This window comes from Desulfomonile tiedjei (assembly GCA_016212925.1).
Taxonomy (GTDB): domain Bacteria; phylum Desulfobacterota; class Desulfomonilia; order Desulfomonilales; family Desulfomonilaceae; genus JACRDF01.
Window position 1 is genome coordinate 1 of record JACRDF010000048.1, and the last position, 26,005, is coordinate 26,005.

22 protein-coding genes are annotated in these 26,005 nt (G+C 51.5%); 18 read left to right on the plus strand and 4 right to left on the minus strand.

The window, feature by feature from the left end; translation table 11 throughout:
• Nucleotides 1–138, plus strand: a 138-nt coding sequence (locus HY913_20855) for a transposase (GenBank protein MBI4965740.1), incomplete at its 5' end; no start/stop codon positions are given.
• A gap of 195 nt (nt 139–333) precedes the next feature.
• Here HY913_20855 and HY913_20860 read toward each other — a convergent pair.
• The 4 genes from HY913_20860 to HY913_20875 all read right to left on the minus strand — a co-directional run bounded on the left by HY913_20860 (nt 334) and on the right by HY913_20875 (nt 6,234).
• Entirely contained in the window at nt 334–522 is a 189-nt protein-coding gene (locus tag HY913_20860; protein MBI4965741.1) for a hypothetical protein, read from the minus strand.
• A 572-nt stretch (nt 523–1,094) separates the two neighbouring features.
• Nucleotides 1,095–2,789, minus strand: a complete 1,695-nt coding sequence (locus HY913_20865; protein MBI4965742.1) for an FAD-binding oxidoreductase — start codon at nt 2,787–2,789, stop codon at nt 1,095–1,097.
• Complete coding sequence (locus HY913_20870; GenBank protein ID MBI4965743.1) at nt 2,790–4,364, minus strand: FGGY-family carbohydrate kinase; 1,575 nt, start codon at nt 4,362–4,364, stop codon at nt 2,790–2,792.
• A 235-nt stretch (nt 4,365–4,599) separates the two neighbouring features.
• Nucleotides 4,600–6,234, minus strand: coding sequence for a glycerol-3-phosphate dehydrogenase/oxidase (locus HY913_20875; GenBank protein MBI4965744.1), 1,635 nt, complete (start codon nt 6,232–6,234; stop codon nt 4,600–4,602).
• Between the two features lie 416 nt (nt 6,235–6,650).
• Between HY913_20875 and HY913_20880 the strand changes: the two genes are divergently transcribed.
• From HY913_20880 to HY913_20960, 17 genes are all read left to right on the plus strand, one after another.
• Nucleotides 6,651–7,292 carry a TetR/AcrR family transcriptional regulator gene (locus tag HY913_20880; GenBank protein ID MBI4965745.1) on the plus strand — a complete coding sequence of 214 codons (642 nt, stop codon included), beginning with the start codon at nt 6,651–6,653 and terminating at the stop codon, nt 7,290–7,292.
• Between the two features lie 694 nt (nt 7,293–7,986).
• A complete protein-coding gene (locus tag HY913_20885; protein ID MBI4965746.1) occupies nt 7,987–8,943 on the plus strand; it encodes a thiamine pyrophosphate-dependent dehydrogenase E1 component subunit alpha in 957 nt (318 codons plus the stop codon).
• A 22-nt stretch (nt 8,944–8,965) separates the two neighbouring features.
• Nucleotides 8,966–9,937, plus strand: a complete 972-nt coding sequence (locus HY913_20890; GenBank protein MBI4965747.1) for an alpha-ketoacid dehydrogenase subunit beta — start codon at nt 8,966–8,968, stop codon at nt 9,935–9,937.
• A 500-nt stretch (nt 9,938–10,437) separates the two neighbouring features.
• Nucleotides 10,438–11,649: a 2-oxo acid dehydrogenase subunit E2 gene (locus HY913_20895; protein ID MBI4965748.1), complete on the plus strand. Its 1,212-nt coding sequence runs from the start codon at nt 10,438–10,440 to the stop codon at nt 11,647–11,649.
• A 10-nt stretch (nt 11,650–11,659) separates the two neighbouring features.
• Complete coding sequence (gene lpdA, locus HY913_20900) at nt 11,660–13,042, plus strand: dihydrolipoyl dehydrogenase (GenBank protein MBI4965749.1); 1,383 nt, start codon at nt 11,660–11,662, stop codon at nt 13,040–13,042.
• A gap of 26 nt (nt 13,043–13,068) precedes the next feature.
• The gene (locus HY913_20905) at nt 13,069–13,854 is read left to right on the plus strand and encodes an ABC transporter ATP-binding protein (protein ID MBI4965750.1); all 786 of its coding nucleotides are present in this window, start codon (nt 13,069–13,071) and stop codon (nt 13,852–13,854) included.
• Nucleotides 13,855–13,939: 85 nt separating this feature from the next.
• On the plus strand, nt 13,940–15,853 hold the full coding sequence (locus HY913_20910) for an AMP-binding protein (GenBank protein MBI4965751.1): 1,914 nt from the start codon (nt 13,940–13,942) through the stop codon (nt 15,851–15,853).
• 89 nt (nt 15,854–15,942) lie between these two features.
• The gene (locus tag HY913_20915) at nt 15,943–16,731 is read left to right on the plus strand and encodes an ABC transporter ATP-binding protein (protein MBI4965752.1); all 789 of its coding nucleotides are present in this window, start codon (nt 15,943–15,945) and stop codon (nt 16,729–16,731) included.
• A gap of 93 nt (nt 16,732–16,824) precedes the next feature.
• Nucleotides 16,825–17,697 carry a branched-chain amino acid ABC transporter permease gene (locus tag HY913_20920; protein ID MBI4965753.1) on the plus strand — a complete coding sequence of 291 codons (873 nt, stop codon included), beginning with the start codon at nt 16,825–16,827 and terminating at the stop codon, nt 17,695–17,697.
• A 4-nt stretch (nt 17,698–17,701) separates the two neighbouring features.
• A complete protein-coding gene (locus HY913_20925; protein MBI4965754.1) occupies nt 17,702–18,772 on the plus strand; it encodes a branched-chain amino acid ABC transporter permease in 1,071 nt (356 codons plus the stop codon).
• 295 nt (nt 18,773–19,067) lie between these two features.
• Nucleotides 19,068–20,318 (plus strand): ABC transporter substrate-binding protein, encoded by a 1,251-nt coding sequence (locus HY913_20930; protein MBI4965755.1) that lies wholly within the window; start codon nt 19,068–19,070, stop codon nt 20,316–20,318.
• Nucleotides 20,319–20,460: 142 nt separating this feature from the next.
• Nucleotides 20,461–21,039 carry a 4Fe-4S binding protein gene (locus tag HY913_20935; GenBank protein ID MBI4965756.1) on the plus strand — a complete coding sequence of 193 codons (579 nt, stop codon included), beginning with the start codon at nt 20,461–20,463 and terminating at the stop codon, nt 21,037–21,039.
• Between the two features lie 32 nt (nt 21,040–21,071).
• A complete protein-coding gene (locus HY913_20940) occupies nt 21,072–22,481 on the plus strand; it encodes a hypothetical protein (protein ID MBI4965757.1) in 1,410 nt (469 codons plus the stop codon).
• Nucleotides 22,482–22,645: 164 nt separating this feature from the next.
• A complete protein-coding gene (locus HY913_20945) occupies nt 22,646–23,464 on the plus strand; it encodes a quinolinate phosphoribosyl transferase (protein ID MBI4965758.1) in 819 nt (272 codons plus the stop codon).
• Nucleotides 23,465–23,479: 15 nt separating this feature from the next.
• Complete coding sequence (locus HY913_20950; protein MBI4965759.1) at nt 23,480–24,403, plus strand: competence/damage-inducible protein A; 924 nt, start codon at nt 23,480–23,482, stop codon at nt 24,401–24,403.
• Between the two features lie 544 nt (nt 24,404–24,947).
• Complete coding sequence (locus HY913_20955) at nt 24,948–25,484, plus strand: MaoC family dehydratase N-terminal domain-containing protein (protein ID MBI4965760.1); 537 nt, start codon at nt 24,948–24,950, stop codon at nt 25,482–25,484.
• Nucleotides 25,477–25,923 carry a hypothetical protein gene (locus tag HY913_20960; GenBank protein ID MBI4965761.1) on the plus strand — a complete coding sequence of 149 codons (447 nt, stop codon included), beginning with the start codon at nt 25,477–25,479 and terminating at the stop codon, nt 25,921–25,923. Before HY913_20955 ends, HY913_20960 begins: the two co-directional genes overlap by 8 nt.
• The last annotated feature ends 82 nt before the right edge of the window (nt 25,924–26,005 follow it).

A 26,005-nucleotide genomic window follows, 5' to 3' on the forward strand; every position in this document is an offset into this window, starting at 1 on the left:
ATATCCACAGGCCCATTGGAGGCAACCAACAACAAAATCAAAACACTGCAAAGACAAGCTTATGGATTCCGTGACCGTGAATTCTTCGTCCTCAAAATCTATGCACTACATCTGACAAAGTACGCACTTGTCGGATGAGCCCAGACTCGTCACGTCGAAAGGTAGCTTGACATGGGACAAGAGTAGATTTGCCCACCTTTTTTCATGGCTTTTTTCTTTGGGAAGGTCCATCCCCGATGCGCGGTTCCATTCCGCCTTGATCAACGGATCATGAAAAGTAAGCAAGTGAAAAGCAGATGGACTCGAACCCCATTTTCTTGCTGGAATCCGGTTTTACTGTCGCATGAAGGCTGGTACGATTGAATCGTCCAGGGTGATGACATAGGTGAACATGGCAGCCAGCATCAAGCCCACGACCAGCCATAGCCGCCAGTCCTTGTGCAATTTCTTGGTGCCCGGCTCGATCGAGTGCCTTTGTGTGTGTCTGCGGGACTCTGAGTACTTACGATTGTTTCGTGCCATGCGGTTGTCCATCCTTACGATCCAAATGCATTCGCTGTGCGAGCAAAGCGGTCAAAAAGCGACCCTCAGCCTACATGCAAGATCTTGTTTTGTCAATTTGGGACTGCCGATCTTAGCCCCTTCCGCACCGAATTCCACGGCGAGAAGAGTTCGTTTAGGGGGGTCTATAGCAGTTCTCGAAGGTTTTCACGGATTGCCTCCCGGGTGCCACGGACCTGGGCTCCGGCAGGTCCGTGCCGCCTTTCTTGGAAAACAGCAAGGTTGCCCCATGCATTGAACACCACATTGAAAAGTGAGCCGATGGCACGGTAAAGCTAGGAATCTTCTGAGTTGTTGTGGCGATAGAACCGGCAGGAAGCACAGACCTGGTAGGACCCAGGTCCGTGGCACCCAATACAGAGGGCATCGTTTGGCAGAAGGGGCTCCTACAGTTTTTTCTATAGTGATTCTCAAAAGTTTTTTCCGAATGGAGTCGCACTGCTGGACAAGCCAGTCCCGCGTTGGCGGGACACCCCAATTCAATCCATGATTACTTTCGAGAACCGGTATAAATCTATTTGCGGGACGGCACACTAAAGATCCAGCCCAAGCGTCCCTCCGGGATTCATAATACTGTTCGGATCGAAATGTCGTTTGAGGGCTCGCAAGACTTCCATCTGGACCGATCCAATATGCCGCTCCATCCACGGAGCCATCATTTTGCCCACGCCATGATGATGGCTCAAGGAGCCACCGTGCTCCTCGATCCGGTCGATGATGGCACGGTGGAATTTCCGGTAATCCGCGAGGTCCTTGGTTCTTGTTATGAAGATGAAATATAGATTTGTTCCCTGCGGATAAAAGTGAGACGCATGCGTCATGCAAATGGTGTGAGGCCGGCTCTTCAGAAATGCCGTGACGCCGCCCCAGACTGTGCGGATGGCGTCCCAACTAACCGAAGTCTCGAGCGTGTCGATAATGACACCGTAATCATTCAGGTCTTCGCGCATGTACGGATCGGTATACCTGCCATGTTCCCAGCGGCTTACCGGATAGCCCGTCAAATACATTGCCCCACGAGCACGGCATATTCTGCGAACGTTGCGTTTCACATTTTTCGCGAAGCCCCTTTCACCCACGCTGCGTCCGATGCACAAGCACCGTTTGGAAGGTTCCAGGCCGCGGTAACGCATAATTCTGTCCACGATCGAACCGTCTATGCCGTACAGCTTCAAGGCCACTTCGGTCTCTTCCGGATCTGAGACCCTGAACATTGCGGGCAGGCCGAATTCCGCCTGGCTGATCTCCCGCGCGGCATCCAGAGCGGCGTCCCAGGTGGGAAACATGAATCCGAAATTCTGATAGTTTTCGGGGCAGCGCCTGAAAAATCTTATAGTAGCGCCGACCAGCACTCCGAAAGCTCCTTCGCTCCCCTTCATGATGTCGTTTACCTTAGGTCCCGTGGCCGCGGCGGGATAATCTGCGGTCTTGAAGGTGCCCACCGGCGTCACATATTCCTGGCTGACCACCAGATCGCATGCATCCCCGTAATAGGATGATTCCTGGCCGGAGCCGAGCGTCACGATCCAGCCGCCGACCGTCGAATATTCGAACGATTGAGGAAAGTGGCCGCCGGTGTATCTTCTGCGAGCCTTGAACAGCTCCGGCGCGTTGTTGAGGGCCTTTTCGTACTCCGGCCCCATGATACCCGGCTCCACGGTGATAGTCTGGTTGGTCTCGTTGAAGTCGAGCACCCGGTTCATGTGAGTGCTCATCACCAGAGTAATCCCGCCTCTTGTGGGACGCAGTCCGAGCGTCACCGAAGAACCGCCGCCATATACATACACGGGAATCCTTTGCTGGTTGCAGTATTCCACCACACGCATGACATCGTGTTTGTCGCGGGGATGGACCACCAGGTCCGCCACGGGGCCCACTTCCCCTTCCCTGAGCATCATTGCCTCTTCCGTGGTCTTGCCCAAAGCAAACCTGGCACGTGCAAAATCATCTTGATCGACATTTTCCTCGCCCACCAGGTCCCGAAAGATCTCTATTTGTGAGCTGGAAAGGATCACGGGCCGGCTGACCCGAACTTCTTCATCGCCTGTGTTCGTCTTATGCGTGAAGTCCCCGTCCGTCATGTTGAGCTTTTCCTTCAAGAGCCTATACAACCTGACGTTCGGGTGCTTGAAACCTTGAGGATCTCCCCACTTGAATATGGAACGATAGGTTCTATCTTTTGGAGGCTCGCCAGTCCAGTCGGGATAGAAAGCGTCCTCGTGCTTCATCTATGCTCCTCTCTTGGTTTCTGCGATTTTCTCAGGGTACCCGGTGATTTCGCGAATCTGTTCATATAGAGGTTGGAGCGACTGGTACATCTTCCTGTACACACGGTGATACAGTTCGCGGTAGATTGCCGCGTTCTGAGGGTTCGGTTCGAAGGTCTTTTCGTATTTCACCATTCCCCGAATTGCCGCGTCAAAGGACGGATGAATGCCGAGCCCCACGCTAGTCGTAATCGCGGCCCCCAAGCCCGCGGTCTCATGGGTTGCACCCCGCAACAGCGGCAGATCAAAGATGTCCGCGGTTATACTGCATATTTCATTACTCTGCGAAGCGCCGCCTGAAACCGTGACCCTTTCCGCGGTGAACTTGCCGGCTCGTTCCATCTGATGCAGACCTTCCAGCAGAGCGTACCCGAGCCCTTCGATGACCGCTCGGTACACATGCGGTTTCCTGTGGACATCACCGAAGCCGATCATGGCCCCTTTTGCCTCCGAGTGTTTCAGGCCCGGGCCCCAATAGGGTTGCACGAGCAGCCCTGCAGAGCCTGCCGGGACCTGCCGGAGGAGGTCGTCAAGCACCTGTTCCGGTGCCACACCGCGATCGTGTGCTTCCAGCACCTCTTTATGCGCGAACTCGTTCTTGAACCAGGTGATCATCCAGTAACCCCTGAAGATTTCCACTTCCGGGTTGTAGTGGCCTGCAATGAGAGCAGGGTAAGGAGGCATGAAGCGAATGGGCTCAAAATACTTCTTGGTCGTGGTTTGCACCGTAGCTGTGGTGCCGAAGCTCAAGCTGGCGGATTCTTCGTTTACAACACCCATGCCGATGGTTTCGCAACCCTTGTCCGACCCGCAGGCAATCACGGGTATCCCCTCGGGGATGCCGGTTTCTCTGGCAGCCTCCGGACAGACCAGGCCGATCCGGTCTCCGGGCGCCACAACCTCAGGCAGCTTGGTACGCTCCACGGGAAAGAGTTTGCTGGCGAGTTCCCATTTCGAGGCCCATCGGAACTTCTTGTAGTTGAAAGGAATATGGCCGATTTGAGAGGCAACGGAGTCTTTGAATTCGCCGGTCAACTTGAAGTTCAAGAAGCCTGAAACTTGAAGATATTTGTGTGTTCTGTCCCATATTTCCGGCTCGTTTTGTCTGATCCAGTTGCACTTTCCATCAGCCTGAAGCTTGCCGATCGCCTCAGCCATTCGTACGGCCCGGTAAGCCAATCTCATGGGCGCCCACGGATGATAAACGCTGCCGGCCTTACGTTGATCAAGCCAGGTGATCACGGGACGCAAAGGGACGCCCTTTTCATCCACGTTTACCATGCTGTCCCTCTGGGTCGTGATCCCGACCCCGCCAATACGTTCGAAGAGGCCGGGCGCTCGCGACTTCAAGGTTTGGCACGTCTCACAGAGGCTGCGCCAGAACAGATTGGGATCTTGTTCGGCCCACCCGGGTTTGGTCCTGAAATGCGGCTCGTACTCGACCCCGGCCCTGTCCAGAAGGTCCCCCTTAGCAGTGAAGAGCAAGGCCCGCAAACTCTGGGTCCCGCAATCAATGGCAAGTATAACGTCGGCCATAATTCCTGCCCTTCCTCTCTTTGGCGATGCCTCGAATCCGGCTCACGCACAGCAAACGATTCTCGCGCGCAACCTACGCGTGAGTCTCTCGAAGCGTAAACGTTCAGCGGGACAATGCGTTACTGGGCCGGAACGTAGGGGCGAGGCACGCCTCGCCCGAGGGCGATCCCGCGACGACGCGGGATGTCGCCCCTACAGTAAAACTCCGTTGGCCAGGTTATCAGATGTAATGACACTAATCCCGGTGATCTGCTATCTCAGTGGAACCATTCGGCCCATCTTTTTCGGCCGGTACTCCATAAGCCTGCTTCCAGTGCCGCTGGTACTTACTTATCTCGTCGTCCCAGCGGTTCGTGTCCCACGGGAGCCACGGTCCACAAAGAGCCCTGATTCGTTCCATAAACTCCCAGCCGCCCCGCGGTGTTAAGAGGCCGATGCGCACACGCCTGAGCAGCAGGTCGGAAAGATGACGCACCTGCTCGAATCTCGCTGCGAAGGGCAGTTCAGCCCACACGGTATGGGAGTGGGGAATAACGGACAGGTCTTCGGGTTTCGCCATTTCCAGCAAATCCGGCGCGTCCATTCCATATCTCCCAATCAGCCGGACCCTGACGGCATCAGGGAGCGGTCCAGCCGCGGCGGGCAGTTCAGTGGGGCTCGTAAAAAGCGGTCTGCTCTGTGCACGGCCTGTGACGCCTTTCAGGAAAGGCCTTGCAGCAGCAAGCGCATCGCCGGCCAGACGGTAAAAGGTAGTAAGCTTTCCGCCTGTTACCGTCACCAACCCCTTGTCCACCCAAACTACGTGCTCGCGCGATTCCTTGGACGCGGCGAGCTTGCCCTCACTGAGCACCGGCCTTATCCCGGCAAAAGTAGACAGGCATTCCGCGGCGGAGATCTTGAGAGACGGGAAAAAGGCCCGCAGTCCCTCCATAAGATACGAAGCTTCGTCAATGGTGATGGAAGGCTCCAGAGACAGGTCCTCCCCGTGATCTAAGTCCGTGGTTCCGAATAGAACCGCTCCTTCCCAGGGTAGAACATATACCGGCCGCCGGTCCGCGGGATGCATCAGCCCAATGGCGCGATCAACAGGCAGGGCAGAGACGGGAAAGACAAGGTGGCTTCCCCGCAAAGGCCGGAGATGCTTCCCCGGTTCGGGAGAGCGGTGCAATCGCTCGGCCCACGCGCCCGTAGCATTGACCACGGCTCGGGCAGAGACCTCCCGAGTACGGTGTGTCTCCGTGTCTTCCAAGGTGACCCCAACAACACGGCCACGGCCATCGCGCGTCAATTCCACTACAGATGTATAGTTCATGACGCACGCGCCCGATCTCACAGATTCGCGTATGATCCGCAACACCAGCCTGGCATCGTCTACCTGCGCGTCCATGAAACGGAATCCGCCTCGCAGGCCGTCCTGCTTGATATGCCGCAGCGACGAGGCGATCTCTCCGGCTGACAAGAATCCGTGCCGTATTTTGCCCGCCATCAAGTCGTACATCACAAGGGCCGCTTTCAGGGCCATCTTTCCTGGCCCCGCGCCTTGGTACAGGGGCATCAGGAATTCGAGCGGCTCGACCAGACCCGGGGCCTCCCTGAGCAGGCGTTCACGATCCTTTACCGATTCCCAGGTCAACCAGACCCGTCCGTCCTTGAGGTATCGCAGACCGCCGTGAACCAACTTGGCAGATCGACTCGATGTGCCCCAAGCAAAATCGTTCTGCTCGACAAGCAGGGTTTTCAGGCCCAGCCGTGTTGCCTCCCATAGAACGCCCGCTCCGGTGATCCCGCCCCCGATCACTATTAAGTCCCAATCTTTGCCTATATCTTCCACGTGCATCGAAAATCCCCCTCCGACCACCCCGCGACGCATCGGCAGCACCCCTGACCAGCCGCCCAAAGGAACGAAATCGAGGACGACTTCCCAGACTCCAAAGCGGCTCGTGGTCAGTCCTCAGTCTTCCGGATTATCGTCTCGGTAAGGCAGGTCGGTTTCGTCCCGAGCATATGTCCATCCGCCAACCAATGTAAACGATAATTGAGGGCTGTGTCTGCAAAACCCTTCTATGTAGCAGGGCAAACACGGGGCCTCACATCACACTCTCTGATGACGTACGTGGGGGAAGGCGGAATCCCTGGCTCTGAAGGGGCACGGATGGCATTGCCCTTCGTAAGGCACGGGTACACCTTCTCGCATTTTTTTCTTGACAAGGGGTCCGCTTGTCGGCGAGAATAAAAAAAGACCGGCTGGCCGGTTTCTTTTTCAAAAACCCCCTCAAGGCAGCCCCAATGGAAAAAAGAGTCAAGAAATCTACCGACAAAGAATTCGATAAGAAATGTCTTATCGGAAGAGCGGCTGCAACGCTATTCGATGAAAAGGGATACTTGGAAACAAGTCTGAAAGATATTTCCCTTGCCGCGAATTTGAGCAAGGGAGGTATTTACCACTATTTCTCGAGTAAGCACGAAATCCTTTACTTCGTTTTAGACAACTATATGGATCTCCTTGCAGGGGGGTTGGAGGAAGACTTGAAAGAGATTTCCGACAATTCTTCAAAGATCCGACACATTATTTTCCGGCATCTGAATCTTTACAATACAAAGGTTCCCGAGGCCAAAGCGCTCCTCATTGATTCGCGCAACCTGCCTGCACAATATTTCAGAGCCATTGCCGCAAAAGAAAAAAAATACGCCCAAGTCTTGACTGATGTCCTTTCAGATTTTCTGAATGGGAGTGTTTCGAAGGATAAGTTAAAAGCCGTTACCTTCTCCTTATTCGGGATGTGCAACTCAATCATGTACTGGTACGACTCTGAAGGACCTGTCACACTCAAAGAGCTATCTCAGATCTGCTACGACCTCTTCATGAACGGAATAGGTTCCTACAAACAGGAATCATCAGATGCCCAGGGGAGTTCTGCAAAGCAATAACCCTTGCTTGCAGTTTTCTTGAGAGAAAAATCGCTCTACACGGAGCACTGGAAAGAAGATATCCCGGCGCAACTCAACGGATGATTTACAGACGAGGCATGCACCAGCCTGCCCTTTTGGCCTGCACGCCTCGACCGAGACCGTCGTGCTCACCTGGTATCCGAAGGCGCTGAACTAACTGCTCGCTCCTTTCGTGGAACCGGGTATTGGCCTGTCGTAATCCACTAGGATTACTTGCCGGGCTCCAGCGGCATTCCACCGGCCGGACCATGAAACTCCGGTCGCGCTGGATTCGCTACCGGAGTCCACTGGGAACGAAGCGACAGTAACAGTTTTGACGTTGTTTTTGTCAGCTGAGATTTGCCGAGTTAACCTCAAACTACCCGGACATCTATGAGCCAATTAGGCCATTATATCAATATGATGGTCAATCGGTTAGGGCACGAAGTGTTTGCCATAATAACCCTGGTGACAGGAACCCCACAAACAGCCTTCAACTGGTTACCAAATTTTGCAGGCATCTCCAGTCAACCGCTACTGTCCTTTGTTTCGGTTTGTGGTTCATTAATAGCCCTCCTCCACACATGATCTTTCAAGGCTTTAGTCACCCTGCCACGGACATCGCTAAGGATTTTGTGGCCTCTCAATACTGTTTTCATTTGTAGAATAACTTTTGTGCATAGGAGATTCAAGTATGGCCGACAAAGAAACACTCTTAGAGCTTCTTTACCTGATGCTGAAGGTCAGACGGGTCGAGGAATGTCTCCTCGACGTGTTCGCGCAGGGAAAGATACCCGGGTTCATACATGTAGGCATTGGGCAGGAGGCTGTGGCCGCGGGAGTTTGTTCTTGTTTGAAACCGGATGACTTCATTTTTACCACGCACAGAGGTCATGGGCAGGCTTTGGCCAAAGGGATTGAGCTAAACCGTTTCATGGCGGAAATCTACGGCCGAAAGGACGGCTTCTGTAAAGGGAAGGCCGGTTCCATGCACGTGGCTTCCAAGGAAGCGGGCGTTGCAGGTTCGAATGGGATCGTAGGTGCAGGCCTTCCGATCTCTCTCGGGACCGCGTTTGCATCCCAGTACAGGGACGAGAATGCGGTTACCGTCTGCTTCTTTGGTGATGGAGCTTCTAATCAAGGGACTTTTCACGAATCCTTGAACTTGGCCGCTCTGTGGAACCTTCCGGTTATCTTTTGTTGTGAAAACAACGGGTGGGCCCAATTTACCCCTCAAAAGGTCTATATGAAGCTGGAAAACATCAGTAAACGGGCGGAATCCTATGGAATGGCCGGGGTAACCGTTGACGGAGACGACGTAATTAAAGTCCGTGAAGAAGCGGAAAAAGCGGTGTCCAAGGCCCGGAAGGGCGAAGGTCCTACGCTACTGGAGTGCAAGACCCACCGTTGGTTCGGCCACTACGCGGGAGACCCTCAGAAATATCGGTCCCCAACGGAAGTTGAAAGCACTCGAGAGTTTGATCCAATTGTGAAGTTTGAGGAGTTCTTGCTCAAATCCAAATTTATCGACCAGGCACACGTCGATACCTTGGAAGCAAAGATCAAATCGGAAATTCAAGGAGCCATCGACTTTGCGGAGAGCAGCCCGATTGCGGGCCCCGAAGAACTCTTTACCGACGTATATGCCTAATCGCCAAACCGGAGAGCATGCCATGAGTGAAACACGATATATCAGAGCAATTGCAGAAGCCTTGAATGAAGAAATGGCCAGAGATGAGAACGTATTCATCATTGGCGAGGATGTTGGAGGCCCTGGAGGAGCGTTCAGCGCTACCAAGGGGCTCTTGGAAAAATATGGGGAAAGGCGGATCAGGGATACGCCGATCAGCGAATCGGCCATTGTAGGACTTGCCATCGGCGCCGCAGCCCAGGGCCTCAGGCCGGTTGTCGAGATCATGTTTGCAGATTTCCTAACGGTCTGCATGGATCAGATCGTCAACCAAATGGCTAAGACCCGATATATGTTCGGAGGCATGTATAAACTTCCGATGGTTATCCGAGCCCCGGGCGGAGGCGGCCTTAATGCAGGGCCTCAGCATTCCCAATGTTTGGAGAGCTGGTTTGCTCACGTTCCCGGCATGAAGGTGGTTATGCCCGCGACCCCGTATGATGCGAAAGGCCTCCTCAAATCTGCGATTCGAGACGATGATCCCGTGCTCGTCCTCGAAAATAAAGCGCTTTATGGATCGAAGGGAGAGGTTCCCGACGAAGAGTATCTTGTTCCGATAGGCAAGGCGGATGTGAAGAAAGCGGGCAAAGACGTGACGGTCGTCTCCGCGTCCCGCATGGTACATCAGGCGTTGGACGCGGCAAAGGCTTTGTCAAAAGATGGAATCGACATAGAGGTCATCGATTTAAGGACGATTAGTCCTCTGGATAAAGAAACAATTTTTGATTCGGTCGAAAAGACCTCGAAATTGGTGGTCGCACACGAAGCAGTCAAGGCATTTGGCATTGGAGCCGAAATCGCTGCTTTGGTCGGCGAGGAAATGCTCGACTATTTGGATGCGCCGGTTTTGAGGGTGGGCGCCCCTTTTGTCCCGGTCCCGTTTAATTTAGAGAGTTTTTATCTCCCGAATTCGCAAGATGTGGTCACAGCCGTGAAAAAAGTGATGGAATATTGAGGCGGATCCCTCAGTGGCTCTCGTTGTCGTCTCTGATCGGAAGCAATTTGACATCATCCCCCGAGATGCCTTGTCAAACTGCATGGATCGAGATGATTGCCCAAGAATTGAATATATTTCCTCAAATGATAGATCTCCCCATTGAGGGATTCGCTTCAATCTTCCGCGCGGCTAGGAGCAGATTCTTTACTACAACATTTCTCTGAAATTCTTTCCCAATGACACCTTCCCGTCGTCCCGGCGAAAGCCGGGACCCAGCCCCTTCTGGATTCCGGCTTTTACCTGAAAATACCCCGCGGGGTGCATCGGCGCGTGTCGGGTTTCAGGTTTGCCGAGGCGTTGCGGGGCAATGGTAGTTCGCCGGAATGACGCGAATACGCAATCGAAAATCGTTTTCGAGAATCACTATAAAGATAGCAATGCGAGAATACGGCAGCTTTCGACAAAAACACACCCGGCACTGTTTGCTGAAAGATCGTTAGGCTTGAAGGAAGGTAATTATGGCAATTCAAGTACTGATGCCCAAGATCGGCCTCACCATGACGGAAGGCAAGATCCTTGAATGGAAGAAAAAAGAAGGTGAATGGGTTGAAAAAGGAGAGATCATCTACGTGTTTGAAACCGAAAAGGTGACCTTTGATGTGGAGGCCCCGGAATCGGGATTTCTTGCCCAAATACTGGCCCAGATAGATGAGACCGTTCCGGTCGGAGCGGTTGTCGGGTTGCTTGTTAAGGAAAAAGGAGAAGCTGTCGATGTGACCACCGGGAAAGCGAAGCCAATCTCCGAGGACACCAAGAAACCGGCCCCGGAGGTCCGAACGGATAGAAGAGGCAAAATTAGAGCGACTCCAATGGCTAAGAGGCTTGCCAAGGAGCGTGGGCTGGATTTGGAAAGCCTGTCCGGCTCCGGTGTTGGAGGACGAATCAAGATCAAGGATGTCGATTTGTCTGTCGAGGGTAAAACAGGCAGTGCCGAAAATGTCGCTATCGGCTCTTCAGAGCGGTTTTCGCCTCAGGCGGGCGACGGCAAGTTAGAGAAACTGTCCGGGATGAGAAGGATCATTGCCCAAAAGATGCTGGCAAGCAAAATCGAGACGGCCCAGACATATATGACCGTTTCGGTTGATGCCGCAAAAATACTGGAATCGAGGGAAAAGCTTGCTCCGGTCGCGGAAAGGATCGCGAAGGTTCGTCTCACAATTACCGATATCCTTATGAAGATTACCGCCTCGGCCATTGCGCTTCATCCCATTATGAACACCAGATGGACGCCGGACGGCATAATCTGGTTCGACACCATTCATATGGGAATGGCAATGGCACTTGAAGAAGGCCTCATTGTTCCGGTGATCTGGGATATCGGGAAGAAGTCCCTTTCCGACACTGCTAAGGCCAGGGCCAAATTGGTGGAAAACGGGAGAACCGGGAAGCTGACGCCTGACGAAATGAAAGGCAGTACCTTCACGCTATCCTCCTTGGGAATGTTCGGCGTCGAGGAGTTTACAGCCAATATTAACCAACCTGAAAGCGCTATTCTCGCAGTCGGTGCCATTTTGGACAAGCCTGTGGTTGTCAACAAAGAGGTCCTGATTCGCCCCATAATGAAATTGACACTAAGCTACGATCATCGGGTGATCGACGGTGCAAAAGCCGCCGAGTTTATGAAGACCCTGAAAGAATTGATGGAAGATCCAATCCTGATTCTTGCATAAAGGATCCTGTATGAAAAGCGAGCGAGTGATTGTTGTTGGAGGCGGTGTTGGAGGGTATCCTGCGGCCCTTCGGGCATCGAGGATGGGAGCTGACGTCACCCTTATCGAAAAGGAGAAGATAGGCGGCGTATGTCTTAACAAGGGATGTATTCCTACCAAAGTGCTTCTGCACTCCACATCAATTTACGAAGAAGTGAAAAAGGCTTCGCTATTCGGTCTAACCACGGAGAAGCTAAAGATTGATTTCGGTGCACTGCTGGCTCGGAAAAATGCGGTGGTCAACAGACTGACGGCAGGTGTGGCGAGCCTTTTGAAGAACAAAAAAGTAAAGGTATTGAACGGAACAGCGGCTTTTACAGATACCAACAGCATGAAGATTCTGGAAACCGGGGAAGTCGTCAACGGAGACAAATTCATTTTGGCTACCGGCTCTGTGCCTGCTCAACTTTCACTACGCGGCAGCGACAACATTCCACTTTTGACAAGCGATGATCTCCTAAATATGAAGTCCCTTCCCAACAGTCTCCTGATTGTCGGAGGAGGCTACATCGGGGTTGAACTCGGCCAATTCTATAGCAGGATGGGAGTCAAAGTCACAATTGTGGAAATGTTGAATCGTATCGTCCCGACAGAGGATGAGGAAATCAGCTCGGCGCTGGAAGCTGCACTGCGAAAAGAGGGAATTGGCATCTTAACCCGGACCACCGGTGAGAAGATTGAGAAGGCCGGAAAAAACAAAAAAGTGACTCTTTCGGGACCGGACGGTCGGCAGGAAATTATGGCGTCGGAAGTTGCTCAATCCGTGGGACGAAGGCCCCACTACGCGGGGACGAACGTTGAGAAAATCGGCTTGAAAACCGAGCGGGGGCGGATTGTCGTAAACGATAAAATGGAGACGAATATCCCCCATATTTATGCCGTGGGAGACGTGACCGGGGGCATCATGCTGGCGCACGTGGCAATGGCCGAAGGAGAATGTGCAGCTCGCAATGCATTGGGAAATCAGTCCCCCCTTTCCTATCGCGCTGTTCCTCGCTGTATTTACACCGCTCCTGAGGTTGCATCTGTAGGGTTGACTGAAAGGAATGCGATTGAAGAGAGAGGCTCGGTACAAGTCGGGCGATTCCCCTTCCACGCTATCGGCAAGGCTTCGCTGATGGAAGAAACGGAAGGGATGATTAAGATCGTTGCCGACAAAAAACATGGGGAAGTTTTGGGAGTTCACATTATTGGACCACACGCCACAGAACTGATCGCGGAGGCGGTGCTCGCCCTGGAGCTGGAAGTTACGGTGGAGGAACTGGCCCATATGATTCATCCTCATCCTACCCTCTCCGAGGGGATGGGAGAAGCTGCCATGATGCTAAGCGGTGGGGCCTTGCACCTTCCTTAGCAGGGATAAAAGAACGAGGGACGGCTATGGCGACAAAGGGGAATGGTGACGGTCCGCTTCTCAGGTGCGAAAGCATTAGCCTGAAATTCGGCGGAGTTTGGGCTCTTACGGATATTTCCTTGGAAGTAAAAAAAGGGGAAATAGTCAGCATCATAGGCCCCAACGGGGCAGGCAAGACTTGCATCATCAATACCATCACAGGTTTTTACCGCCCCTCACAGGGAAATATATATTTTAAAGAGAGGCAAATTACCGGCCTTCCTGCCCATAAAGTCTGTGCGCTTGGGATTGCAAGGACCTTTCAGAATATCGAGCTGTTTACCGGCCTAACGGTTTTGGACAACATTCTCGCTGCAAGGCATATATTCCTCAAAAGTAACCTAATATCGAGTTGCTTATATTTTGGCTTTGCTCAGCAAGAGGAAATCCAGGAAAGAAAGATAGTTGAGGATATTATAGACTTTCTTGAAATGGAAGCCATTAGGAAACAAGAGGTGGGGATCCTTCCTTACGGACAACGCAAAAGGGTGGAGCTGGGCAGGGCACTGGCCTTACAGCCCGATATAATCCTTTTGGATGAACCGACAGCGGGAATGAACCTGGAAGAGAAAGAAGATATGGTGAGATTCGTCCTGGACATTAACGAAGAGAAGGGCACCACCATTCTTATGGTCGAGCACGATATGGATATAGTGATGGACATATCCGACAAAATTATCGTGTTTGATTTCGGAGTGAAGATCGCTGAAGGGCTTCCGGACGAGATAAAGCGGGACGATAGAGTCATTAAGGCCTATCTGGGCGAGAAATGATACCAAGGTGCATGCCATTAGGTAAGGCCGGTTGCACGGCTCCGATGGTATGCCGGTGTGAAAGGTGTCGAGAGGAGGCGGTACATTGTCGGAAGAAGACACTTATCCCAAGTTCCTGATGCGGAATAAGAAACAGTGGGGAGATCGAGTGGCCCTGCGTAGAAAAGATATGGGCATTTGGCAAAATTATACGTGGAATGACTGTTATGAACATGTAAAACATCTGTGCTTCGGGTTGGTGGAGCTGGGCTTGAAGCCTGGAGACAAGGTTGCCCTTATAGGGGATGACGAGCCTGAAGGTTTTTGGGCCGAAGCAGCTATACAGGCTGCCGGAGGGGTAGTGGTGGCCATGTGGAGCGACTCCATCCCATCTGAAGTCGCTTATGTTATTCAACACTCTGATGCCAAGTTTATAATAGCAGAGGATCAGGAGCAAGTTGATAAGATACTGGAAATAAAAGATGAAATTCCTGGGGTGCAAAAATTAGTATATTGGGATCGGAAAGGCATGAGAAAATATAATGATCCCATCTTGCTAAGTTATGATGACCTGAAAAAAGCCGGAAGTAGGCTCGCAGAAACACACCCTGCACTTTTCGAGGAATTGATTACCGGGGGTAAGGGGACGGATATTGCCCAAATATCCTATACCTCAGGCACCACCAGCCTGCCCAAGGGCGCCATGATAACACACAATGCCATAATAGCTTCGGCCAGGAGAATGCAAGACTTTGCTCCACTCGATCAGGGTGAAGATCTCATTACAACATTGGCATCCGCTTCCGTGTTTCATTCATGGTTCTCGGGATTTAATTACATCCGGGGAGTGATAATAAATTTTCCGGAGGAACCGGAAACCTTGATGCATGATTATAGGGAAATATCTCCTCGGTTTATATTGTTTACCCCGCGCCAGTGGGAAAGCCTTTCTTCCATGACGCAAATACGGGTAAACGATGCCGGGGCTTTGAAAAGGTTTTGTTACAATCTATTTCTACCAGTAGGTTACAAAATCGCGAATCTGCGTTCATCGAAAAAGAAGATAAGTCCGGCCTGGCAATTACTTTATGGGCTGGGCGATTTACTGGTCTTTGCGCCGCTCAGGGACAAACTCGGGTTCGCCAAAACCAAATATCCCGTAACAGGAAGTGCTTTTCTGAGTCCGGATTTCTTCAAATTCTTCCAGGCCCTGGGCATTAATCTTACGCAGATCTACGGCAGCACAGAGGCAGGCGTGGTGAGCATGCACCCTGAAAACGATGTTGACAACGATAGCGTAGGGAAAATATGCACCGGCGTCGAAATAAAGATATCCGAAGAGCAGGAAATCCTGGTTGGCGGCAAGAGCATCTTCTCGGGTTACTACAAAAACCCTGAGAAAACCGATCAAGCAATCAGGGATGGTTGGTTTCACACAGGGGATTCGGGGCACATAAATGACAGGAAACATCTTTTTTACCTGGACAGAATTGATAACCTGGACGAACTGAGTACCGGTCATAGATATGCTCCGGCTTACATTGAAGGTAAGCTAAAATTCAGCAGATTCATTCAAGACGTTATGGTCATTGGCGGCAAGAGCAGGAGTTATCTGTCCGTAATAATAAATATAGACTTTGAGAGCATCGGGAAGTGGGCCGAAGCCAACCAGATTACTTATACAACCTTCGTGGACCTGTCTCAGAAGGAGGAGGTAAGCAAGCTCGTCCGAAAGGATCTGCAAAGGGTTAACAAAACCCTTCCGGAGGAATCGAAAGTAAGGAAGTTCGCCTTGCTTCACAAGGAGTTCGACGCTGATGAGGGAGAACTCACCAGAACGAGAAAATTGAGGAGATCATTCCTGCAGGACCGCTATCGAGATCTAATCGATGCTGTTTACGACGATAAAGCGGAAGTTCCCGTGGTAACGGAAGTCAAATATAGGGACGGTAGAAAAGGCATAGTGGAAACCAAGCTCAAAATACGATCGGTCTACGAAGGGACGGGAAGCGCGAGTTGATACACATTGCAGGCTTAAACAAAAGTCAATCCAGCCTCATCGCGGTTAGGCTGACCCCTTGTTGTCCGGTGTAATTCGAGGAGGGCAAAGTGCTGAAGTTGAACAACGTTGAGGTTAAGTATGCCGGCGTAATTCTGGTGTTACGAGGGGTCTCCCTGGAGATCGGGGATGGAACTATTGTTTCTCTTTTGGGGAGCAACGGGGCCGGCAAAACTACCACCCTCAAAGCTGTTTCAGGATTGCTCCACACAGAGCTTGGAGAAGTCACCGCCGGAACTATCGAGTATGACGGGTACAGAATAGATAAGCTGGGGCCCGAGGAAATAGCTAGAATAGGTGTCACTCAGGTCATGGAGGGTCGGCAGGTCCTGGCGCACCTCACAGTTGAGGAAAATCTTCGGCTGGGGGGATATATCCTGAAGAATAACAATATTAAGCAAGATCTGGACATGGTCTATGATTACTTTCCCAAATTGACGCGACTCCGTCATTCCACCAGCGGGTATTTGTCCGGAGGGGAACAGCAGATGCTGGCAATGGGCCGCGCTATGATGGCCCATCCAAAGATCATGTTACTCGATGAACCCTCCATGGGGCTTGCTCCATTGATCGTGGACGAGATTTACTCAATGATAAAGCGCTTCAATGCTGAAGAGAAGAATAGCATCCTTATTGTTGAGCAGAATGCGAGAGCTGCCCTTGCTGTCAGCGAATTCTCTTATGTCATGGAGAACGGTAGGGTCGTTCTGGACGGCCCATCTTCGAAGTTGGCCGAGAATGAGGATATCAAAGAATTCTATCTGGGGCTCAGCAAACTTGGAGAAAAGAAGAGTTACCGTGAAGTGAAGCACTACAAAAGAAGAAAGAGATGGCTGTAGATAAAGGAAATATTCGCTTTCTTTTTGCAGCGGTCACACGAAACCGGTTAACAGAGGACACTTAGCAACTTATTTCTTCGGAGAGGCGGTCAGATGGAGTTCTTTGGCAAGATAGTCATGGCGGGGTTGATGAACGGGGCTATTTACGGCCTCGTGGCCATCGGTTTTGTGCTTGTGTACAAGTCTTCATCGGTGCTCAATTTTTCCCAGGGCTACATGCTACTGCTGGGAGCCTATATTTTCTGGTTTTTCAAAGGTTCGTTGAAACTCGATCTCCTCTCTTCCTTACTGCTCGCCCTGCCTTCAGGGTTCCTGATGGGCGTCATCATAGAGCGGCTCACATTGCGCCCACTAATTGGGCAACCATTGATATCCATGATTACCGTCACCATTTTCCTGTCCCTTGTCTTAGAGGGATTAGTATCATTGGTGTGGGGAACCTACCCTTTGCAGCAAATAACGGTGTTTTCCAGAGGGTCTTTGAAAATAAGCAACATTGTTTTTACCACAGAGAACTTGTTTGCCTTCGCCCTTGCCTTGGGAGCGATGTTGGCCCTTATAATCTTTTTCCGCTACACAGGACTGGGCCTGGCCATGAGAGGGGTTGCCGAAGGCCACCAGATAATGCAGAGCATGGGTATTAGCGTAAGAAGGATTTTCAGCCTTTCCTGGGGCATCGCGGGGATCGCTGCAACTATTGGGGGAATCCTCATGGGAAGCACTCTTGGATTCCAACTTGGTCTGAGCCACATAGGATTATTAGCCATACCCGCGGCATTCATCGGCGGTCTGGAATCTCCCGAGGGTGCCATTCTGGGTGGCTTACTGATCGGGCTGATTGAGAGTATTGTCTCCGGGTATTTGGGCAATGCGGCGGGGGTGCCGGCTACATTTATCGTATTGATACTGGTGATGCTGGTCAGACCTTACGGTTTTTTTGGTCTGGAAAGAATAGAGAGGGTTTAGCAAGATGGCTCACACATCATATTATCCGCCGAGCGGCATTTATGCTGACAGCTACAAAAAAGATATGCGAATTATCAAAACAAGATCCCAAAGGATATTGGCGGTCATGTCCTTGATATTTCTTTTTGCACTGCCTCTCATTCCGGGTCTCAACAGCGGTTATTTGCTAAGGCTCTATATCGGGGTCGGAATCACTGTCATAACTTGTCTCGGACTCAACATATTAACCGGATATTGCGGGCAGCTCAACATTGGTCAGTCCTCTTTTGTGATGGTGGGAGCATTTACATCAGGGCTACTGAACTTGGGCCTGGGATGGCCTTTCTGGGCTTGCGTCATCCCTGCGGGATTGGTTTCCGCCTGTGTCGGAGCCATATTCGGTATACCTTCCGTGCGGTTAAAGGGGTTGTACCTGGCATTGACAACTCTTGGGGCACAGATCATCCTTACATGGATCGCGCTTTTTTATATCCCGATAACCTCAGCTGGTTTCACTGTGGAGCCCATAAAACTGGGAAGTATTGTTTTCGACACACCCGAGAATTTCTATTATGTCGCTATGTTTTTTACCGTCATGATGACCTTCTTCGCGAAAAACATGATCCGGTCCAAGTGGGGCCGAGCCTTTATAGCCATAAGAGACAATGACAAGGCTGCTGAAGCGATGGGCATCGACATTTTTCGCTATAAACTCATTGCGTTCACTGTATGTACATTTTATGCCGGAGTGGCAGGATCTTTACTTGTACACTACATGATGTGGGCACAACTTGAATCCTTTACGCTCCAAGACTCCATTTGGTACGTGGTGATGATCATTGTGGGTGGGTTGGGCAGCATTGAAGGAACCATTTTCGGTGTGATATTCATAACCGCTCTGAAAGAAGTAATCTTTGTCATCGGACCAATGTTGGAAGGAAATTTGCCCTTTTTGCCAATCGGGGCCGGGAGCGGCTTACTTTTGACAATTATCGGAGGCGTAGCGATATTCTTTCTGGTCTTTGAACCGAGAGGTTTGTCTCATCGCTGGAACCTCATTAAGGCCTACTATAGGTTATGGCCCTTCGGGTACTGAGTCTGAGAGGAGGTGCTGCAGTCATGTTCCATCTCGATGCCTAGAGCGGCTGGATTCTGAGGCGGCGAAATTGCCGATGCTCTAAACGAGATCCAGTGTTACACTTATTTTTAATCTACTTCCGCCCTCAGCACTGCCATCACAGGCGGCTGCAAAACCTCTCAGTCACTGCAAATACTTTCAGCTACCGGCAGGCCTCCTCTCCGGTTAATCTTCAAACAACCCATAAGTCGTGCAACTACCTCTAAGAGCCGGCAACTCGGATGGCCGAACACAAACCATATGGAGGGATGTTATGAAAGCAAGAATGTTTTGGGCCGTGGTCTTTTTCTTGGTAGCCACCGTGATAACATCACCGTTTCCAGTTAGCTGGGCTCAGGGCCCCGTCAAAGAGGTCATGGTAGGCAATGTGAGCGCCATGACAGGCCCTACCAGCGGAACTCATATGATGTGCCAATCGGGATCGAAAGATTACCTGTATTATCTCAACGAAAAAAACGGGGGCATTGCAGGTAGCAAAGGAAAAGTGAAGATCAAGTATCTTTCATACGATTCTCAATACGTCGCTACAAAAGCCAAAGACGGCTTCGCCAGGCTTCAGGGGCAAGGGATGATTGTCTGCACTCATTGTGCCTCCGGACATTCGGACGCCTTGCGGGCAGACTATGAAAAAGCCAAAATTCCATTGGTGACAGGCTCGCACGGTGTGGCAAGCCCCTGGTCTGATTGGGCTTACGGCAACTATCATTCCGGAGTCGCAAACATGATCCGGTCTTGGATAGTGTGGCTGAAAACCGATTGGGAAAAGGCGGGAAAACCGGGAGGGACTTTGGTGCTTGGCTGTGTGGCGACGGACGAGCCATTTGTGCCCCTGAGCCTGTGGGAGATAGATGCCTTCGTAAAGGAGCAGGGAATCAAGTTGGTGACAGAAACCATCCCAAAAGGGACAACTGACGCCAGCCCGCAGTTGTTACGCCTGAAAGAAGCTGGAGCGAAAGGCATTTTCGTTCTGTCGTCCGCGCCCGGAGCGGTCGTTGTTCTCAATTCCGCGAAGTCGATGAACCTAAATATCCCCTGTACCCAATGCGCGGCCGCCACACTGGGTGACGTGATAGCCCTTGGTGGTCCTGAGCTGACAGAAGGATATCAGGGGGAATACTTCTATGAGCCGATGTCCAAGAGTCCAAAATATGAAGACTCGCCGGGAATGAAACTTGTCAAAGAGCTTTGGGAGAAGAATCATTCCGGTGAGAGGCCGAATGACATGTATATCAATGGCATCCTGTCCGGGATGATCATTGCCGAGGGCATCCGTCTTGCTTTAGACGAGGTTACGCCGGACAAGCTCAATGGCGAAACCTTAAAGAAATATGGACTGGATCGGATAAAGAATTTCGACTGCATGGGGTTAACCAAGCCCATTTCATACGTTACGGACGATCATATAGGGCCGAAACACGTGAGATATTGGGTCGTTCGTAAAGGCTTTTTGGAGCCTGTGAGCGAGTGGATGCCGACCACCACATTCCGGATACCCAAGAAATGAGGTAGGTTGTTCATCGAATCATTGATATTGAGATAAACACCTCGGCGAGCCGGTGGGGGCACGGCATGCCGTGCCCCCATCCGTTGTTTCAAAGAAGCTTTGGTAGCATTTGGCGGCTAAAGTTTAGACGAGAGGAATAAACATGGTTGAAATCAAGTTCTTGGCTCAAGTAAACAAGAAAAAATGCATGGGCTGCGCTGCTTGTGAAAACGTATGCCCCACTGAAGCAATTAAAGTCGTGAACAAGAAAGCCAAGGTCTACCGCAAGAAATGCCTGGCGTGTCCTAATTGCTCGGGCATATGCCCGGAGGATGCGATTAAGATGGTTCCTCGCTCCGAGCCATTAAAATTAGGAGTGGACCCTTCGGAGGTAGATCAAACGCAGTTGGTCGAATTATGCAAAAAGGCGCACCTGCATCCTCACCAGTGGCTTTGTTTGTGCAGTGCAACGCGAGTTCGAGAGGGCGCTGCCGCGGTTTTGAAGGGCGCCAAATCGCCGGAGGAGATCGCTCTAATGACTGGTGTACGTTCGGGATGCACCGTTTACTGTTTTCAAACCATGATGAGATTGCTCAAGGCTCACGGCGTGAAGGTCCCCCCGCCCGAAGGCTACCGCTGGTATGATTCAACACAGACGTTGTGGGATGTTCCTGAAGAGGTCATAAAGAAATATCCCGGACATTTTCTTGAGGAAGACAAGGAAGTGTTCAGAAAAATTTAAAGTTTCACCGCGCTTGGAAGGAGAGGGAAAATATGCTGAAGAAGGCTTCCCCATCGTTTATTAGAAAATCGGTTTACGGGCCCGAGCCGCGTAAGAGAGCAGCCGAGCTTCCATGGATTGGGGCTCTGGGAGTAAGAAAACTGTTTCCGGATGTTCCGGAGGAAATATACATAGAGGGCGGAGATCTGTCTGTGATCAGGAACGCGACACGGGAGAGCCTGAAAGACGTCAACATGGCCATGATTCAGCCGGACCATACGGTCAACATCTTGTCCTCCCAATATGGATTTCAGATCATGGGCGGGGACGCCTACACCGAAATGATCAAGACGATAAAAGACACGGTAGAAGAAAGAACCGGCTGTAAGCGCATCCGCTTGAGGGTGGCTACCGGATTCAGGATCAGGGAACCGGACGAAATAATTAAGCATTACAAACTGGATGAATGTTTTAAGGGACGAGCGCGATCAGTCAGGGCAATTGACAAGGGAATACCGATTGAAACTGAAATCGGAACACTTTACGGCGTCGCAAAGGTATACGACGCTGACTGGATTGTTCATGCCCATCATGGCGAATTAAGGGAACTGGACATGCATCGGATGATCAACCGGGCGATTAAGCCCTTTGCCATGTCCTATGCCAGAATGGAAACAAGAGGGGTGGCTCACATCAATTTTGGGCCGCGGAGCAGCAATTTCATACCAAAAGTTATTTTTGATTCTCCATTTGTTCAAAGCAAATTCACTTTTGGTTCCTTTCTAGTAACCTCCCCGGAAGGCATAATAGGGGTGGACTCCGGTAACGATCTTTATGAGCTTGACCGAAGGCTCATGATGATCGCTTTTAAGTCGTATGGAAAAATACGCGAACTGTTGAGTGAGATAAAGGAATGCATAGCCGTGATGGACGCTACGGGCGAACCGCGCTATATGGTTGGCGGCGGCACGACCTTCGGCAATCTCACTGAAGCTGAATTGGATCTTTTCGATCTGGACAAAATACCTGTAAGCCTCGGATATGGGTTATATGAGAAACAGCCGGGGCCCAAGCTAAAATCGGTCAATCCTGCCATCAAGGCCCTTGTGATGAATCACTTGTGGTTGGGGGTGCCGCAAATGGAACTCCCTACCCATATTCCCACAATAGTCGTGGGCAGGGACTTGGCGGATATGCTGGGGGCTGATCCTATGAATCATGACTTCATGCGGTACGTAGTGACGGCCGAAAATCTTGAGACCGCCATGGCATTCGCTCGGAGCATCGCCAAGACAGACAATGTCATTGTGTTTGACGGGACCTTCGGGGCTGTGACATGCAGCCAATCTCTGGCCGACCACATGTTGAAGCGGGCGCCTGAAGTGAGCAAAAGGGTTGACGAAGTGCTTATGCCAAAATGGTTGCGGCAACGGGGCATCGACCCCGAAACGGCCCTGGCGTGAAGCATTTGTGAATACCTAGCCGGTCAACGGCACAAGCCGAACCGGTCCGAATCACGATGGGGGAGGCTTGGAGGGGGAGATGGTCTCCCCCTCCATCCTCACCGGGTGTACCACGCCAAGGCGTGGAAGCCCGGTGAACCAACACGTGAATACGGTGACAGGGAATGACGTATAACGCATTGGACATTAGAGACGATATATTTAGGAATATTCAATCGAAACGGGTTACCGCGTCTATCATAGTCGAAACCGACGGGATTGTTGCGGGAATTACAGCGGCAAAGAACGAAGCGGATAAACAGGGGTTATCTCTCTTAAAGGTTCTCGACGACGGGGCCCATGTCCTGAAGGGCGATGAAGTAGTCAGGTTTGGCGGGAGCCCCAAACAGATAGTGATGGCCGAAGACGTGTTAATCGGTCTGCTGGCAAAAACATCCGGAATTGCCACCAGTGCGCACCACTTTGTTAAGGCAACCGACGGAAGGCCTAAAGTTGTTTGTGGAGCTTGGAAGAAGATGCCTCCGGCTCTTAAGGAAATGATCCGCGAAGCCGTAACACTGGGAGGAGCGGCTTGCAGGATGGAACCCGGCCCGTTTGTATACTTGGACAAGAACTATGTTGAGCTGTTGGGAGGAATAAAGAAGAGTCTTGAGGCTGTGGCCCATCTGAACGGTTCTTCGAAAGTGATCCAGGTAAAGGGCAGACATGCGGACATTGCAACAGAGGCTCGTGAGGCGGCGGAATTTGGCGCCAGTATAGTTTTTATCGATACCGGCAACCCCGACGACGTTCAGCCCGTTGCCGAGAAGCTGCTTCGGCTGGGTTTGCGCAATAAGGTGAAACTGGCCTTTGGCGGCGGGGTGAGTATTGAGACCATAGGCAAGCTGAAAAATCTGGACCTCGACATCCTGGATATAGGCAGACAGATCGTAGATGCTCCGATTTTGGATATGAGGTTGGAAGTCATCGACATGAAAAGTTGAGAGAGGTTTTTCCAAGTGGCAGAATTTGATTTGCTCAACAAGACCGAGCTGACTGTGAACGGAATATCTCTGAAGAACGTCAACTTGGATGAGATTGCCCATGTGGCCGCGGACACGCTCAATTTAGAACGCAAAGACCTGCTCGTTACGGACGTTCAGGGCGACAATCTGGTGATTGACATCCTAAAAAGAGGGCTGGATGCCCATAATATTGTCGCGAAAAAAGATGAATTGCTACAGAGGTTATCCAAGCTCCCCGGGGTAGGCATCACCGAACGGACCTCTGTCTCTTCCAAGGGAATGCTGAGCTGGATAGCGATGGAGTCTGCCCAAGGAAGAAAGGCCTTAAAGAGGGCAGAAATGATGGCGGAGGACATCCGGCAAAGATTGGAAAAAACGGCCGTTGTCTTTTCCACGGGAGCTGAAGTCGCCGGCGGCCTGGTGATGGATACCAACACCCCCGCTATTAGCCGGCGGCTGAACTCGGAAGGGTATTCCGTGAAGTTAGGGCCAACCCTCAAGGATGATGAAATGCTGATCGCGGCACATTTGAGGCAAGCCGCCGATGACGGGTACGGCCTGGTGATTACTACGGGCGGGGTAGGCGCCGAAGACAAAGACCGAACTATCGAGGCGGTACTGATTCTAGACCCCGAGGCTGCCACTCCGCACATACTCAAATATGAACTGGGAGTGGGGAGACACAAACACAAAGACAGCGTCAGGATCGGGGTGGGCCAGGTCGCTAAGACCCTCATCGTAGCTTTGCCCGGACCGAATGACGAGGTACAGGTCGGCCTGGACGCCCTTGTCCAAGGCCTTGCTTCCCAGTCAAACAAAGAGCAATTGGCCGAGGACATAGCAGACCGTTTGAGAAAAAGGATGAAAGAAAAACTTGACGGAAGCCCTGATGCTGAAGGCCGGCCCTCGGTACATTAAAAAAGGGCTGACCAGCCCAAATCCAAACCCCGACATATAAGGTTCAAGCACTTACGGTGGCAGCCACCTCCGCTTTCCGAAGAGGAGGTGGCTATTGCAGCCACGGAATTGTTCACTTGGCAAATGAGAGGCTGCTAGCTGGTCATCATCCAAAGCTGCATCTCCAATTCCTGTAGGGGCGCATGGCGTGCGCCCGTATTAGGGCGACCACCGGTCGCCCCTACAGGAGTAGGCGATGAGAAACAAGCACGGATACCATGTGGTCGGCGCTATGATTTCCGCGAAAGTGAGGCATTCTTTGCCAAGCGCATAATTTCGTGCAGCCAAATCCGGATATGCCGGCTTCGCTATGGTAGGGGCCGGCGTCCCTGAGGGCCGACGGCGGATTCATCTCCTAGCGAGAAACCCTGCCTGACCAATCGGTAGTCCTTTAGTTCCAGGCGACTTCATGCAGGGGCGTCGACAAGGCCGACGGGGGCGCCGGCCCCTGCCAAGGCAATAATCTTTACAGGAACGGCAAAATTCGAAATAAGCAGGAGGAGTCATGACGGAATCATTGTTGGAAAGCCTCGACTGGAAGAAGTACATCGGGCAAGAGACCGGAACACATACGGGGGAACCTGTGTTGGCCAGGGACATCCGGCGATATGCCCTAGCAATAGACGACCTCAATCCCATATATTTTGATGAAGATGCCGCAAAGAAGGGGAAATACGGTGGTCTGGCAGCCCCTCTGAACTATATCAGTTGGGCGGTTGGGGTACCAGGATCAGAGAAGGCGGCTAAAGAATTAGGCGAAGATGGTCTCGCAACTTTTGTCGGCGTACCCGAGATCCCCAATGCTTGGGCTTTGGGCTGGGTGCGTGGTGGTGAGGAAATAGAGTTCCTTAAACCCGTTTATGCAAACGATCAGGTGACGGTTAAAGGCAAGATAGTCGATATGAGTGAAAAAGAAGGGAAGAGTGGAAGGCTGATTTTCGTGACTTCCGAGTTTGTCTACACGAATCAAAAAGCAGAAGTTCTGGCCAAGCATCGAGTCACCATGATCGCTACGCCACGCAAGGAGTCAGAGAATGAATAATCAGGTGTTCTTTGAAGATGTCACCGAGGGCCAAGAAATCCCCTCATTGGAAAAAGAAGTTACCACGGTAAACATTTTAATGTATTTATCAACTGTCTGGCTTATGGATAGAATTCACTTTGACTATCCGTTTGCCACTCAGCGTCGCGGACTTCCCAACGTGGTAGCGCCCGGGAACATGGCAGGGGATTATTACGCGGAACTGTTAAGCAGTTGGGCAGGGGGAAAAGGCGAACTTCGCAAACTGTCCGTCCAGTTCCGTAACTTCATGTTACCGGGGGATATTCTTGCCTGCGGGGGTAAGATTGTCAAAAAGTATATTGACGATGGAAAAGGATATGTGGAACTGGATCTTTGGTTAAAGAACCAAAACGATGTTAATTGCGTTCCGGGAAAGGGCGTTGTTGAACTCCCCCTTAAGGAAGCAAAAGTGGCCTGACAAGTGAGTAGTTCCTGAAGCCCGACGAGAACCGGAAGCCCACACGACAGCTCCGCCTGAACCGGAGGTCTCTGACATGGAA

Coding starts and splice junctions, on each gene's coding strand:
- HY913_20870 (MBI4965743.1), bottom strand. CDS start 4,364: ATGGCCGACGTTATACTTGCCATTGATTGCGGGACCCAGAGTTTGCGG.
- HY913_20925 (MBI4965754.1), top strand. CDS start 17,702: ATGGCTCACACATCATATTATCCGCCGAGCGGCATTTATGCTGACAGC.
- HY913_20930 (MBI4965755.1), top strand. CDS start 19,068: ATGAAAGCAAGAATGTTTTGGGCCGTGGTCTTTTTCTTGGTAGCCACC.
- lpdA (MBI4965749.1), top strand. CDS start 11,660: ATGAAAAGCGAGCGAGTGATTGTTGTTGGAGGCGGTGTTGGAGGGTAT.
- HY913_20890 (MBI4965747.1), top strand. CDS start 8,966: ATGAGTGAAACACGATATATCAGAGCAATTGCAGAAGCCTTGAATGAA.
- HY913_20895 (MBI4965748.1), top strand. CDS start 10,438: ATGGCAATTCAAGTACTGATGCCCAAGATCGGCCTCACCATGACGGAA.
- HY913_20875 (MBI4965744.1), bottom strand. CDS start 6,234: ATGCGTCGCGGGGTGGTCGGAGGGGGATTTTCGATGCACGTGGAAGAT.
- HY913_20935 (MBI4965756.1), top strand. CDS start 20,461: ATGGTTGAAATCAAGTTCTTGGCTCAAGTAAACAAGAAAAAATGCATG.
- HY913_20885 (MBI4965746.1), top strand. CDS start 7,987: ATGGCCGACAAAGAAACACTCTTAGAGCTTCTTTACCTGATGCTGAAG.
- HY913_20940 (MBI4965757.1), top strand. CDS start 21,072: ATGCTGAAGAAGGCTTCCCCATCGTTTATTAGAAAATCGGTTTACGGG.
- HY913_20955 (MBI4965760.1), top strand. CDS start 24,948: ATGACGGAATCATTGTTGGAAAGCCTCGACTGGAAGAAGTACATCGGG.
- HY913_20865 (MBI4965742.1), bottom strand. CDS start 2,789: ATGAAGCACGAGGACGCTTTCTATCCCGACTGGACTGGCGAGCCTCCA.
- HY913_20905 (MBI4965750.1), top strand. CDS start 13,069: ATGGCGACAAAGGGGAATGGTGACGGTCCGCTTCTCAGGTGCGAAAGC.
- HY913_20880 (MBI4965745.1), top strand. CDS start 6,651: ATGGAAAAAAGAGTCAAGAAATCTACCGACAAAGAATTCGATAAGAAA.
- HY913_20860 (MBI4965741.1), bottom strand. CDS start 522: ATGGCACGAAACAATCGTAAGTACTCAGAGTCCCGCAGACACACACAA.
- HY913_20920 (MBI4965753.1), top strand. CDS start 16,825: ATGGAGTTCTTTGGCAAGATAGTCATGGCGGGGTTGATGAACGGGGCT.
- HY913_20945 (MBI4965758.1), top strand. CDS start 22,646: ATGACGTATAACGCATTGGACATTAGAGACGATATATTTAGGAATATT.
- HY913_20960 (MBI4965761.1), top strand. CDS start 25,477: ATGAATAATCAGGTGTTCTTTGAAGATGTCACCGAGGGCCAAGAAATC.